We start from the raw sequence: 12,607 nt of genomic DNA, 5'->3' as shown, positions 1-12,607 counted from the left end.
ATTACAATAAGCCATTCCGCGGCAATCTCAAGCCGCACCGCGGCGGCGAGGTGAATTTCACCGGCAAAAAAAATCCGGGGAAAAAATCCCCGGATACCGAATTCGATTGAAAAAGCGGTTATTTCAAAATCACGCGGCGGAAGTTTTTCTTGCCGGCGCGCAGCGTCAGACTGCCCGCCTTGAAGCTGTCGCGGGTTACCGCGGCGACCGGATCGGCCACCTTTTCGTCGTCGATCGAAACAGCTCCTCCCTGAATCAGCCGCCGTCCGTCGCTGTTGCTTTTGCACAGCCCCGCCAGAACCAGCAGCTTCGCCACCGTCACTCCGGCCGGATCGTCGAACACGGCGCCGTCGATTTCCGCGGTCGGCAGCTCGGCCTGGACATTCGCGGTATCCACCGTCAGAATGGAACTGGTGGTGGCCACTTTTTTCTCCGGGTCCGCGAATCCGAACCGGGTGCCGGCGGTCACGAAAGCTTCCCGCGCCGCCGCTTCGCCGTGGGCGAGACAGGTCGCCTCGTAGGCGAGAATCTCCTTGGCACGGTTGATATTGCCGGCCGGATCGCAGATCCGCTTGATCTCGTCGATCGGCAGCGGGCTGAAATAGAGCATCAGCTTTTCCACCTGGGCGTCGTCCGAATTGCGCCAGAACTGGTAGTAGTCGAATACGCTGGTGCGGTTCACATCCAGCCAGACGTTGGTGCCGCCGGAGGTTTTGCCGAACTTCTGCCCGTTGCTGTTCATCAGCAGCGGAATCGTCATGCACTGGACCTCGTTGCCGCTCTTGCGGCGGACGAGTTCGGTACCCGCCACCATATTGCCCCACTGGTCCTGTCCGCCCATTTCCAGCTTGCAGCCGAAGTCGCGGTTCAGGATGTAAAAATCATATCCCTGCAGGATCGAGTAATTGAATTCCAGAAAGGAGAGGCCGTTTTCCAGACGGGATTTCACCGATTCCTGGGCCAGCATCCGGTTCACGCTGAAAATGCTGCCGACTTCGCGGAGCATTTCGATATAACCGATCTTGCACAGCCAGTCGGCGTTGTTCACGAAATGGGCCTTGCCGTCGCCGTCGTCGATGAATCGCTTCAACTGGTTGCGCAGACAGCGGACATTTTCTTCGATGGTTTCGAGCGTCATCATCGGACGAGCCGAAATCCGTCCCGAGGGATCGCCGATCTGCGCCGTCGCGCCGCCGACCAGAACGATCGGAATATGTCCGGCCTTCTGCATCAGGCGCATCGCCATGACCGGAAGCAGGTGGCCGACGTGGAGGCTGTTGCCGGTCGGATCGAAGCCGACGTAAAACTTGACCTGTTCCGTGGTCAGGAGTTTTTCGATCGCTTCCTCATCGGTCTGCTGGTAGCAGAAGCCGCGAGCCTTCAGTTCCTGGTAGATGTTCATTTTCTCAACACAACGTTAAAAATTAAAAGTTCCGGCTCAAAGCCTGAACCGTTTACTATAACCTGTTTTTATTCAACTGCAAGAGGGTTGCCCGATTTTTTCACGAATCCGGGTGCTTCGCACGGGTGCGGAGCTGGCCGCAGGCAGCGACCGACTTCGCGCCGCGCTCGACCCGCACGGTCACATGCGCGCCGGCGGCCGCCACGGTTTCCTCGAACTCCCGGATCGCCTGCCGGGAAGGACGCCGGAACTCCCCGCCGGTGGAATTGTACGGAATCAGGTTCACCTTGCAACGGTGGCGCACCGCGAGGGCGCCGAGGGCGCGGGCATGGGGCGGAGTATCGTTGAATCCCTCCAGCAAGGTATATTCAAGAGTGACCATCCGCCCCGCTTTGCGCAAATAGAGATCGGCGGCGGCCATAATCTCCGCGACCGGGTACCGCAGCTTATCCGGGATCAGCCGGGAACGGGTTTCGTCATCCGGCGCATGAAGTGAAATCGCCAAAGTAAATTCCCGCTCCAGTTCCGCGAATTTAAGCATTCCCGGCACATAGCCGCTGGTCGAAACGGTAATGCGCCGCGGCGACATCCCGAATCCCTCCGGGGAACTCAACACCTCCAACGTGGCGGCCAGCTCCCTGAAATTGAGCAGTCCCTCACCGATCCCCATGAAAACCAGATTGTCCGGGCGGCGGCCCGCCCGACTGCAGCCGAGCAGGAACTCCTCCAGAATTTCACCGGCGGCGAGATTGCGGATCAGTCCGTCGCGGCCGCTGGCGCAGAAGCGGCACTGCACCGGACACCCCACCTGCGTGGACAAACAGAAGGTCAACCGCTCCTCCGCCGGAATCAACACCATTTCAATCGTTTCGCCGTCCTGCAAAGTCAGCAGCAGCTTTTCTGTACCGTCCCCGGAGCCGGCCGTTTCGGTCACCGCGGTTCCGGGAGCGAGAAATTCATTTCCGATCAATTCCCGCACCGGCAGCGGCAAATTGTTCATCCGTTCCGGTTCGACGATCCCTTTTTTATACACCCAGTCGGCGATTTGAGTGCCGCGGAAGGCAGGCAGATCATGGGATTTCGCCCATTCGCGCAACACAGCGGGCGACGTTCCAACAAGAAAAGGGCGGCTCATTGCTGCGTTTTCTCCAATTCATCAATCCGGGCCCGGACAGCCTCCGGGTCGAGTTCGATATCCTCCGGCGAAGCGAGCGCCCGCCTGAAATAGTCCAGCGCAGCGGCAGGTTCTCCCTGGGCAAGCGCAATCTCCCCGGCATGAAACAGGATCGTTCCGGCGTCTTCCGGGGATTCCAGGCAGCTCAGCGCAAGTTCGATGTTCTTCCGCGCTTCCTTCAGGTTGCCGCGGCGGAACTGCACCCACGCAAGACTGTCCAGAAACGCACTGTTGCGGCTGTCCACCGCGACGGCAAGACGGATCAGCCGTTCCGCTTCCGGCAGGTCGATATTCAATTCGGCGCTGATATATCCGACCGAATTCGCAAAGAGCGGGTCCTCCAGCCGGTCGATCTTCTTCAGCCGTTCCACCGCCAGCCGCAGCAGCGAGGGATCGCGCAGTTTTTCCGCCGCAACCAGCACGAATGTCAGCAGCTCCGGGCTCTTGCACGGAGTTTTATGGTCGTAAGCCAGGAACGCCTTGCGGAATTTTTTGTAATCCCTTCCCTGAAAATAGAGATAGAGCTCCTGCTCAGTCCGGAACTTTCCCGGCGGCAGCTGATCCAGAAATTTCACCGCTTCCTCAATCCGGCCGGAGTCGGCCAGCGCACGGCAGACGATCATATCCGCGATCCGCGAAAGCGCCGGATATTTCTTGCGCAGCTCCTCCGCCAACACCAGAGCCGCGTCATACCGACCGGCGCTCATTGCGCAATCGACCTCCTGTGCCAGATTGGATTCATTCGGCTGCATCACATAGATTCTGCGGGCGATCCGCATCGCATCGTCGAACAATCCCATCCTCTGATAGAGAGCCAGCCGACGACGAAGTTCCGGAACCGTCTGCAACTTGACCTCCGATTCGGCCAACTCGGCCGCAATCCGGTCGAATTTATCCTGATACACACTCCGAAGCGAGGGGAGCAGGCCGAGAAAGCGACGTTCCGACGGGGAAAAGTCGGCGGCGTAGCGGTAGAAACGCCCGGCGGATTCCCGGATCAGGTCCTGTTCCGGAAACCGCTCGTTCTTCAGCAGTCCGTCGAGAAGCTGTTCCGCCGCTTCAAAATTGCGCTCTCTTTTGTATTCCGCGAGTTTTTCATCCGCCAGCCGCAAATAAAGATACCGCTCCGAATCCGGGAGCGAAGCCGGATCGCCGACTGATCTCAACGCCTGATTCACCAGCTTATACTCGGCATTCTCGAACTTTCCGCTGCGCCGCGCGACCTGCAGCGCGAAGTTGACCAGCTCCAGCGAACCGGCATGTTTGGAGGCGATCAGCAGCAGCCGCGGCGCGTAAGTTTCCGCCTGTTTCCGGCTGAGCAGTGCCTTGCCGAGCATCAGCCGAGGCATCCGGGCGGACGGGTCCTGATCGAGAACGTTCAACAGAAGTTCGATCCGCTTCTCACTGTTCGGCGGGTAGCGGAAGCTTTGCAGGTAACTTTCCAGCGCCAGCAATTTATGACCCCGTTCCGACCCGGGAAATGCCGCTGTCGCCGCCTCTTCCGCAGGCAGATGGTCCGCTGCGATTGCCGCTCCGGGAGGAACGGCGCAGATGGTAGAACAGCAACAGATTCCGGTCAACATCAACAGCCATGCTTTTTCAGTCACGATCCTCATCTCCCTGATCTGGTATCCGGTAAAAAAAACGCGCCCGTTTCCAGCGGTTCGCATCAGCGAAGAAACCGGAAGCGGGCGTCGCAATTCGGGAAAACGCTCCCTGCGGCTTACTTCTTCTTGTGCCGCAGCAGTTTGAGCTGCTTTTTCCGTTTGTGCTTCGCGATCTTCTTGCGACGTTTCTTTTTCAGGTTGCCCATGTTGCACTCTCTTTCAATACGTTGGTGATACAGAATGTCACTTGCGTATGTAATTTAACCCATTTTTGCCAAAATGCTCATCCAAAACCAAAAAAAATCGGATTTTTTTACGCCGGAAAGCTCCGGAACCGGCGATTCAGCCGTTTTCATCCTCCGTATCGGCCGGTTTCCGCTGTTCCAGCTGCCGCAGGAGCAGTTCGGCCGGAGTCAGATATTTTTTAGCCTGATTACAACCCCGGCAACAGACCACCAGATTGCCGCGCGTGCTTTTTCCGCCCCGCGCCACCGGTACGATGTGATCCAGCGTCAATTCTTCCCGTGAAAATTTTTTACCGCAGTAGTGACAAATTCCCTGCCGGAACAAATTCTGATAGTAAGGAGTATTGCGCAATTCGCGCGCCCTGGCACGCTCCCGTTTGATATGCCGCTCGTCGCGGTTGATCTCAATCCAGTCATCCATCTCAAACTTATCCGGCGATCCGGCCCGTATCCAGCACCTGCCGGATCGCGCGGGCCACAGCGGGAAGACGATGGGGCTTGGGCAGGAAACCGCACGCCCCCTGCTGAAGCAGGTCATGCACCTCCGCCTCCGAAACAAATCCGCTCGACAGCAGGATTTTCGCTTCCGGGTCAAGCGACCGGATTTTATAAAAAGTCTGATGGCCGCCCGCCTTGGGCATGATCATATCCAGCAGCACCAGATCGATCTCCTTCGGATTCGCCTCGTAAATTTCCACGGCGTCCAGTCCGTTTTCGGCCAAAAGAACCGAATAGCCCAGCTGCTGCAGCGCTTCAATCAGAAAATCCCAGATCGTTTCGTGATCATCCACGATCAGGATGGTTTCCGAACCGGTCGGAAGGGTTTTTATGGTATCGCTCATTTTAAAATATTTTCCTCTTCGCTGGCGTTCTTCACTTGCCTCGTATATATTATACTCGATTTTCGAACCGATGGCAAGCGTTTGAACCATTTTCCGGGAGAATTTTCATGACTGGCGACCTTTACCAGATACTCGGCGTACCTTCCACCGCGGATTTTGCGGCGATCAAACGCGCCTATTACCGGCGGGCCAAGGAGTGCCATCCCGACCGGTTTCAGAACTCTCCGGTCAAAACCCGCGAATTCCAGATTCTGGTCGAGGCATTCGATACGCTTTCGGACGGCCTCAAACGCCGCCGTTATGACATCTCCCGGCTGGATGAGGAAGAACAACTGCGTACCCGGCAGCTTCGCAAACAGCAGCCGGTGATGGACTCCGAAGCCGACGATATTCTCGAAGAGCTGATCGTCGGCAATGACGCGCCGCCCGAAACCTCCCTCGCCACTTTGCTGGCCGATCTGGAAAAGACCGAAATTTTCATGAAATACCGGGAAGGGCGCGACCATCTGGACCACCGCCGCAACGAAGCGGCTGAGGAGTGCTTCCGCTTCATCGTCGCCCGGGCCCCGCAGAACATCGTATTCCGGGTCTACCTCGCCCGGGTTATCGCCCGGAGCGACCGTTACTGGCCGTCAGTATACCACTACAAACTGGCGCTGCAGTTCGGCGCGCGCCGCCGTCCCCAACAGCTTCTGCTCGGCGTCCGCAAGGAAATGGACCAGCTCCGCCGCCGCCTTCGTCCGGTCTGGAGCCGCGTCCGCGACTGTTTCGTCGGAAAACCGGTCGAATTCATCCCCGATCCCGCCGATGAAATGATCGCGCAGCTAAACCGGTCGCTGAACCGCGCCGCCCGTGAGCTGTCGTCCTCCGAAGAACGCCGCCGCCTCAAATAGGCGATATCTTCAAATTAAAGGCGGCGCAGGACGCCGTCGGCCAGCTCGTCCACCTGATCCGCCAGCGCGGCGATGTCCCGGTTGTGCGTAATCATCACGATCGAACGCTGCGGATGGTCGGCGCGAAGCTCGCGGAACAGCTCCAGAATCCCGTTTCCGGTCGCGGAATCGAGGTTTCCGGTCGGTTCGTCGGCCAGCAGCAGTTCCGGGTCATTGATCAGAGCGCGCGCGATCGAAGCGCGCTGCTGTTCACCGCCGGAAAGTTCCGACGGGCGGTGTTTCAACCGGCCGGAGAGTCCGACTCTCGCCAGCAACTCCTCCGCTTTCCCGCGGACCGCAGATCTGGAGTTCCCGGCCAATAACCCCGGCAGCATCACATTTTCCAGCATCGAAAGCTCCGGCAGCAGGTGGTACGCCTGAAACACGAACCCAAGGGAGCGGTTGCGAAAATGCGCGGCGCTCCGGCGCGAAAGCGCCGAAAGGTCCACCCCGCCCACCCGGATCGTGCCGGCGGTCGGCTTTTCCAACGCCCCCAGAATATTCAGCAGTGTCGTCTTGCCGCTGCCGGAAGCTCCGAGCAGACAGGCCCATCTGCCGCGTTGAACCTGATAATCCACGCCGCGCAGCACGTTCAGTTCCGCAGTTCCGACGCGATAGGTCCGGGTCACTCCCGCCGCTTCGATGATCAATTCCGGATTACTCATAGCGCAGCGCCTTTGCAGGGTCAAGCCGGGCCGCCCGGCTCGCCGGAAGCAATGCTCCGAGCGTGCACAGCAGCACCGACGAAATCACGATGAATGCGACATCTCCCGGCACGATGTGCGCCGGAAGCTCATTGAAAAAATAGAGTTCCTTCGGAAACAACTCCATATGCGTCCACTCTGAAACCTTGTGCATGATGTCATTGCGGAAAGTAATCACCAGCCAGCCCAGCAGAGTTCCGACGCCGCTGCCGACCACTCCGATCAGGAAGCCCTGCAACACGAAAATCAGCGTCACGCTGCCGTCTCCGGCTCCAATCGCCTTCAATACGCCGATTTCGCGGGTTTTCTGGTAAACTGAGGTGATCAGCGTATTGGTGATGCTGAACGCCGCCACCAGTACGATGAAGATCAGCAGAAAGAACATCATGCGTTTTTCGACCGCCAGCACGCCGAGCAACTGCTGGTTGTCCTCTTCCCAGGTTGCGACAGTGTATTGCGGCAGCGCCTTGCGGATCGCTTCGATCAACGCTTTCTGGTCGAACGGATCCGGCCCCCAGCCGAACACCGAAGTGGCGCATCCCCACGGCAAGTCGAGCAGGTCGGCGGCGTCATCCAACCCCACAAACAGTACGCTGCGGTCGAAATCGTACTTGCCGATCGAATAGATTCCCGCAACCGTAAATTCGGCGGGCAGATAGGCGGATGCGGTCGAATTCAATTCAACTCCACCCTCCGGCTTGAACTTCACCAGACCGGTCAACCGCCCTGCGGAGTGAAACAGGAGCTTATCGCCGACATTCACATTCCAACGCAGCGCCATGTTCTGGCTGATCACCACCTCGTTTTTGCCGAGTGAAAGCTTTCCGGCACGCAATGCCACATTGAAATCGAGACGGTTCCGCAAATCCTGTTCCGCAGCCCCGAACATCAGCACCTGCATATCGAGCCGGCGTCGGTCATACTGCACCAGCACCGGCGACTGAATCACCGCGGCCGCTTCGCCGCCTGCCGCCTCCACCGCCTGAATGATCGGAGCCGGATCGGAAATCACCCGCCGCCACTTGTCGCGAATCTGGAAATGCGCCTGGGTTTCGACCAGCTTCTGCTTCATCAGGTCGGTGAAACCGGTCATCACCGCGAGCACCACCATCAGCACCGCCACGCCGAGCGTGACGCCGAGAATGCTCGACACCGTAATCAGAGAGACCGCATTGCGCTTGGGCTTCAGATAGCGCCATGCGAGAAAAAGTTCCGTCCGCATCCGTTGAATTTCCGTTTTAATGATTGAACCGCATCCGGTAATATAGTATGCCGAACCGGGAAACGCAACCTATTTTTCCATCTTTTGCGCAGCGGCGTAAAAGGTGCCGCGCTGCTGTTTTTCAATCTCGATCAGCCCGAACTTAAAGAGGCTGTCCAGCAGCAGCCGCACCTCCTCCTCCGGGATTCCGAGCGCCACGACCAGATCCGGCACGGTGGCAGGACGGCGGGTCACCAGTTCCAGAATTCGCCGTTCGACATCGGTGCAGAGGTTTTCCGCCGTTTCGTGCACCCGCGTCCGGTAACGGAACGCTCCCACCGCTTCAACCGGAACCACCGGTTCCAGCGCCCGGATAAAGCGCCGCGTGTTTTCCGGCGTCGACGGGCGCACCCAGTCGACCACGCCGGGACGATCCAATGTGTTGAGCTGCACCATCACCAGCTTCATGCCGCGCACAATCTCGACGAAACGACGGATCGACTCATCTGAATCGTTGACGCCGGGAACGATGAAAAGTTCCAGATAGATTTCACTTGACGCGGTCTGCGTGTAGGCGGTCAGTTCCTTCACAAACCGGCCGAATTCAAGCCCGGGAGCTGGACGGTTGATCCTGATGAACTCCTCCGTATTCGATGCGTCCAGAGACGGCACCACCCGGTCGATCCGGGCGATTTCACGCCGGACTTCAGGATCGCCGAGCGCAAAACCGTTGGTCAGCAGACAGACCGGATACTGCGGATACCGCGTTTTCAGAAAATCGACGACCCGGCCGATGCCGGAGTTGAGGGTAGGTTCGCCGGAACCGGAAAAGGTGATGAAATCCAATTCCGGCTTTCCGGAAAGCACCTCGTCGAGTTCCCGGATGACAGCATCAACCGGAACATACTCTTTGCGTTCCAGAGTAAGACAGGTGGTCTGCCGCGCCTCGCAATAGATGCAGTCCAGCGAACAGGTTTTCGCCGGAACGAGATCGACTCCAAGGGAAACGCCGAGCCGCCGCGAGGCGACCGGACCGAACACATAATGCCTGACCATATCGAATAGCTCCATAAAATCCAATACGTACTTCGCGCCGGCACAAAGCTCCCGCCCCTGTCCGGGCCGCATCCGCAACAACCTGCCGATGTCGCCGCCCCTCGCAGCGGCTCCGCCGGGCGGTATTGCTCCAATTGCGGTCGGCACTTGCCGACCTTACATTTCGCCCGGTGCGGAGTGCCGCTTCGCGGTTTTTAGTTTTTATTTTTTTCTATTTTTATTTCTTCGGCGTCGCGGAAAATCTCCAGCTCCGGCAATTCCGTAAACGTAAAAAACTGTTGATCCGCCCCCGAAATCGTCCGGAAAAACCGCGCCTTGTTCAACTCATCCAGCTCACCGGTCACGTCATCCACCAGCACCGCCACCGGCTCCTTCGCCGCCCGTTTGACCAGATTGAACTCCGCCAGTTTCAGCAGCAGCGAAATAATCCGGATCTGCCCCGTCGATCCGTAATACCGCAGCAGCTTCCCGTTCAGCAGAAAATCAAATTCGTCCAGTTGCGGCCCCGACAGCGTGCAGGACCGCAGTTGCTCTTTCGGGCGGTTCCGCTCCAGCATCTCCCGGTACTCCGCCGCGTTTTCCGGATAATCCGTCCGGCATACGATGCGGAACTCCAGATTGCCGTCCTCCGCCAGCATCCGGCTCACCTCTTCCTCAATCAGCTTCGCATAAATCCGGCGCTGCCGCGCGATCAGCGGCGCATTCACCGCCATCTCCGGCTCGAATGCCGCCGCCACCGCCGCCTGCTCTTTCTGCTTCAACGCCCGGTTCCGCTGGCTCAGCGCCCGGTAGTAGTTGTTCAGCGCCGTCAGATAACCGCCGTCCAGCGTCGAAATCATCATATCGAAAAAACGGCGGCGGAACGATGAACTTCCACCGGAAATATTCCGGTCCTCCGGCACGAACACCACCGCGCGGAACTCCCGGATGAACTCGCTGGAACGGCGGATGCGGTTCGCGCCGATCCAGGTCTCCCGCTTCCCCGCCAGAGTCTGCGCCAGGCGCAGTTCCTCATGGTACGCACCTTTGTCAACCCGCGCCTTCAACTCAAAGCCGCGCTCGCCGATCCGCACCAGCTCCCGGCCGGAAACCGTGCGGAACGAACGCAGGATGCTCAGGAAATAGATGCTTTCCAGAAGATTGGTCTTTCCCGCCCCGTTCGGGCCGGTGAACACCACCCGGGAAGAAGAAAACCGGAACCGGCCGGCCGCATAGCTGCGGAAATTCGCCAGTTCCAGTTGTTCGATCAGAGCCACAAGTTTCGGACGCGCTTACTTCTTGCGGATCGGCATGATCACGTACAGGAAGCCTTCGCTGCCCTCGATCGCGACCGGGTTCAGCGGGTCGTTGATCTTCATGCGGATCTTGTCCGCATCCGCGTTGCGGAGCGGATCGGCCAGATAAGCCGGGTTGAACGACACTTCAAAGGGTTCACCCTCAAACGCGATTTCGACCATGTCGCTGCCCTCGCCGACCTCCGCGCTGGAAGCCTGCAGATTCAACTGGTTGTTCTCGAAACGCAGGATGATGTAGGAACTCGAATCCGACAGCACCAGCGAAACCGTCTCGATCTTGGCCAGAAACACCGAAGTCGGCACTTCCACCGTCCGCGCGAACGAAGCCGGCACCACCTGGCGGTAGTTCGGATAGGTCCCCTCGATCAGCTTGGTCGTCAGTTCAAAGCCGCCCGCGACGAAGGTGCACTGTTTGTCGCCGAGCCGGATCGTCATCACCGCATCGCCTTCGAGCAGGCGGCGCGCTTCGGAAGCCGCCTTCAACGGAATGATCGCATCGCCGTCGCCGCCTTCGATCGCCTCCGGCGTCTTTTCCTGCATCGCCAGGCGCTTGCCGTCGGTCGCCACCAGCGTGACGGTCGATTCACGGGCGCTCAGCAGCACGCCGGTCAGCACTTTCCGGGAATCGTCCGCGCTGACCGCATAGGAGATCGAACCGATCATGCGCTTGAAGTCGCTCTCCTTGATCTTGATTTCACGCTGCGCTTCAAATTCGACCGCGGCCGGGAAATCGGCGGCGGGCAGTCCGAGCAAAGTGAAATGGCTGGTGCCGCACTTGATTTTGATGTGATCCTTGTCGTCGACCTCGAACACGACGTCGGTGCCGACGAAGCAGCCGACCAGCGAGGCGAGCTTGCGCGCCGGGGCGGTGGTCACGCCGGCTTCCTCCACCACCGCATCCACCTTCGTCGAAATACGGATTTCAAGGTCGGTCGTGGTCAGCGTCAGAACGCCTTCCTCCGCCTGAATCATCACATTGCCCAGCACGGGAAGCATCGACCGCGAGCCGATGATGCTGCCCACTCTCTGCAGTGCTTTCTGCAGTTTTTCCCGATTGACCGTAAATTTCATCGTTTCTGATCCTCCATATCTCAATTCATTTTACAGAACATAAACCATCAAAATGCAGTGCCCCGTCCGCCAGGCCGGGCCGCCTCTTTTTCCTACTTATATCTTAATTTTTAAAATATAAATAAGTAACAGCAGAGGGCGGACTTTTTTGTTAATAACCTCACAAATCTCGAATTTGCAACCGATTACAGGGCCGTTCCTCTGTTGACAACTCTATTGATAAACGGTTGAACCAATGTTGGCTATAACGCCGTTCACAATTGCTGCACAATCTATTAACAACCTGTTGACCGGCTTATTGTCAATCCTTCAACCGCTGCACCGGAGATGAAATCCACCCTGGTTTTTTGCGGAAACGGGATTGAAAAAGCTCCCTTCGACAACTATTTTATTGTAATAAGATATATCGGAGAAGGGGGAATTGCAAATCTTATGAAAAATCAAATTGAAAAACTTTTGAACCGGTATCCGGTTCTGGAAAGCTGTTCGGCGGCGATCGAAAAAACCGTGGAGGAGCTGACCGGCCTGTTCCGTTCCAACGGCACGTTCTTCACCTGCGGCAACGGCGGCAGCGCGGCGGACTGCGACCATATCTGCGGCGAATTCCTGAAGGGATTCGTGCTGCGCCGGGAACTGCCGGAGCACGAACAGGCGAAGCTGGAGGAGCTGTTCGGCGAGGACGGTGTGCTGCTCGGGGAACGGCTGCAGCGCGGGTTGCGGGCGATTTCACTGCTCTCCCATCCCGGTTTTACCAGCGCGTTCTGCAATGACGTCGATCCGAACCTGGTTTTCGCGCAGCAGCTTTACGCGCTGGGAACGCCCGGAGATATCCTGCTCGGAATTTCCACCGGCGGCGGCGCGGTGAATGTCCGTTACGCAATGATGGCGGCGAAGCTGAAAAAAATCAAAACCATTCTGCTCACCGGTTCAAAGCATGGCGCGTGCGAACGGTACGCCGATATCGTGATTGCGGTGCCGGAGACGGAGACCTACAGGATTCAGGAACTGCATCTGCCGGTTTACCATGCGATCTGCCTGGCGGTGGAGGAGAATATGTTCGGCGGGGTGTCGCTTTGAA

13 protein-coding genes are annotated in these 12,607 nt (G+C 58.2%); 2 read left to right on the top strand and 11 right to left on the bottom strand.

Translation table 11 applies throughout. The features are described 5' to 3' along the window. Nucleotides 1-118: 118 nt before the first annotated feature. The 6 genes from tyrS to C8D82_RS07465 form a co-directional block, all read right to left on the bottom strand. Nucleotides 119-1,402 (bottom strand): tyrosine--tRNA ligase, encoded by a 1,284-nt coding sequence (gene tyrS, locus C8D82_RS07490; RefSeq protein WP_116883652.1) that lies wholly within the window; start codon nucleotides 1,400-1,402, stop codon nucleotides 119-121. 100 nt (nucleotides 1,403-1,502) lie between these two features. Further along, complete coding sequence (rlmN, locus tag C8D82_RS07485; protein ID WP_116883651.1) at nucleotides 1,503-2,537, bottom strand: dual-specificity RNA methyltransferase RlmN; 1,035 nt, start codon at nucleotides 2,535-2,537, stop codon at nucleotides 1,503-1,505. After that, nucleotides 2,534-4,183 (bottom strand): tetratricopeptide repeat protein, encoded by a 1,650-nt coding sequence (locus tag C8D82_RS07480; protein ID WP_165832910.1) that lies wholly within the window; start codon nucleotides 4,181-4,183, stop codon nucleotides 2,534-2,536. The genes rlmN and C8D82_RS07480 overlap by 4 nt, the downstream gene beginning before the upstream one ends. A gap of 116 nt (nucleotides 4,184-4,299) precedes the next feature. Then, nucleotides 4,300-4,389, bottom strand: coding sequence for an AURKAIP1/COX24 domain-containing protein (locus tag C8D82_RS22285; protein WP_106053758.1), 90 nt, complete (start codon nucleotides 4,387-4,389; stop codon nucleotides 4,300-4,302). A gap of 136 nt (nucleotides 4,390-4,525) precedes the next feature. Next, nucleotides 4,526-4,849, bottom strand: coding sequence for an HNH endonuclease (locus tag C8D82_RS07470; protein ID WP_116883649.1), 324 nt, complete (start codon nucleotides 4,847-4,849; stop codon nucleotides 4,526-4,528). 7 nt (nucleotides 4,850-4,856) lie between these two features. Beyond that, entirely contained in the window at nucleotides 4,857-5,270 is a 414-nt protein-coding gene (locus C8D82_RS07465) for a response regulator (RefSeq protein WP_165832909.1), read from the bottom strand. A 107-nt stretch (nucleotides 5,271-5,377) separates the two neighbouring features. Between C8D82_RS07465 and C8D82_RS07460 the strand changes: the two genes are divergently transcribed. Further along, complete coding sequence (locus C8D82_RS07460; protein WP_116883647.1) at nucleotides 5,378-6,163, top strand: J domain-containing protein; 786 nt, start codon at nucleotides 5,378-5,380, stop codon at nucleotides 6,161-6,163. 14 nt (nucleotides 6,164-6,177) lie between these two features. Here the strand turns inward: C8D82_RS07460 and C8D82_RS07455 are convergent, their stop codons facing one another. The 5 genes from C8D82_RS07455 to dnaN form a co-directional block, all read right to left on the bottom strand. Further along, on the bottom strand, nucleotides 6,178-6,867 hold the full coding sequence (locus tag C8D82_RS07455; RefSeq protein ID WP_116883646.1) for an ABC transporter ATP-binding protein: 690 nt from the start codon (nucleotides 6,865-6,867) through the stop codon (nucleotides 6,178-6,180). Beyond that, entirely contained in the window at nucleotides 6,860-8,128 is a 1,269-nt protein-coding gene (locus C8D82_RS07450) for an ABC transporter permease (RefSeq protein WP_116883645.1), read from the bottom strand. The genes C8D82_RS07455 and C8D82_RS07450 overlap by 8 nt, the downstream gene beginning before the upstream one ends. A 69-nt stretch (nucleotides 8,129-8,197) precedes the next feature. Then, the gene (locus C8D82_RS07445) at nucleotides 8,198-9,163 is read right to left on the bottom strand and encodes a radical SAM protein (protein ID WP_165832908.1); all 966 of its coding nucleotides are present in this window, start codon (nucleotides 9,161-9,163) and stop codon (nucleotides 8,198-8,200) included. A gap of 194 nt (nucleotides 9,164-9,357) precedes the next feature. Next, the gene (gene recF, locus C8D82_RS07440; protein WP_116883643.1) at nucleotides 9,358-10,419 is read right to left on the bottom strand and encodes a DNA replication/repair protein RecF; all 1,062 of its coding nucleotides are present in this window, start codon (nucleotides 10,417-10,419) and stop codon (nucleotides 9,358-9,360) included. A gap of 15 nt (nucleotides 10,420-10,434) precedes the next feature. Then, nucleotides 10,435-11,529: a DNA polymerase III subunit beta gene (dnaN, locus tag C8D82_RS07435; RefSeq protein WP_116883642.1), complete on the bottom strand. Its 1,095-nt coding sequence runs from the start codon at nucleotides 11,527-11,529 to the stop codon at nucleotides 10,435-10,437. A gap of 432 nt (nucleotides 11,530-11,961) precedes the next feature. On the opposite strand from dnaN, the gene C8D82_RS07430 reads away from it, so the two are divergent. Further along, complete coding sequence (locus C8D82_RS07430; protein ID WP_116883739.1) at nucleotides 11,962-12,606, top strand: D-sedoheptulose-7-phosphate isomerase; 645 nt, start codon at nucleotides 11,962-11,964, stop codon at nucleotides 12,604-12,606. Nucleotide 12,607 lies beyond the last annotated feature (1 nt).

This window comes from Victivallis vadensis (assembly GCF_003096415.1).
Classification (GTDB): domain Bacteria; phylum Verrucomicrobiota; class Lentisphaeria; order Victivallales; family Victivallaceae; genus Victivallis; species Victivallis vadensis.
Note: the sequence above shows the minus strand (reverse complement) of the source record. Positions and strands in the feature narration are given on the sequence as shown.

Coding starts and splice junctions, on each gene's coding strand:
- rlmN (WP_116883651.1), bottom strand. CDS start 2,537: ATGAGCCGCCCTTTTCTTGTTGGAACGTCGCCCGCTGTGTTGCGCGAA.
- C8D82_RS07430 (WP_116883739.1), top strand. CDS start 11,962: ATGAAAAATCAAATTGAAAAACTTTTGAACCGGTATCCGGTTCTGGAA.
- C8D82_RS07470 (WP_116883649.1), bottom strand. CDS start 4,849: ATGGATGACTGGATTGAGATCAACCGCGACGAGCGGCATATCAAACGG.
- C8D82_RS07460 (WP_116883647.1), top strand. CDS start 5,378: ATGACTGGCGACCTTTACCAGATACTCGGCGTACCTTCCACCGCGGAT.
- tyrS (WP_116883652.1), bottom strand. CDS start 1,402: ATGAACATCTACCAGGAACTGAAGGCTCGCGGCTTCTGCTACCAGCAG.
- C8D82_RS07445 (WP_165832908.1), bottom strand. CDS start 9,163: ATGGTCAGGCATTATGTGTTCGGTCCGGTCGCCTCGCGGCGGCTCGGC.
- dnaN (WP_116883642.1), bottom strand. CDS start 11,529: ATGAAATTTACGGTCAATCGGGAAAAACTGCAGAAAGCACTGCAGAGA.
- C8D82_RS22285 (WP_106053758.1), bottom strand. CDS start 4,389: ATGGGCAACCTGAAAAAGAAACGTCGCAAGAAGATCGCGAAGCACAAA.
- C8D82_RS07455 (WP_116883646.1), bottom strand. CDS start 6,867: ATGAGTAATCCGGAATTGATCATCGAAGCGGCGGGAGTGACCCGGACC.
- C8D82_RS07450 (WP_116883645.1), bottom strand. CDS start 8,128: ATGCGGACGGAACTTTTTCTCGCATGGCGCTATCTGAAGCCCAAGCGC.
- C8D82_RS07465 (WP_165832909.1), bottom strand. CDS start 5,270: ATGAGCGATACCATAAAAACCCTTCCGACCGGTTCGGAAACCATCCTG.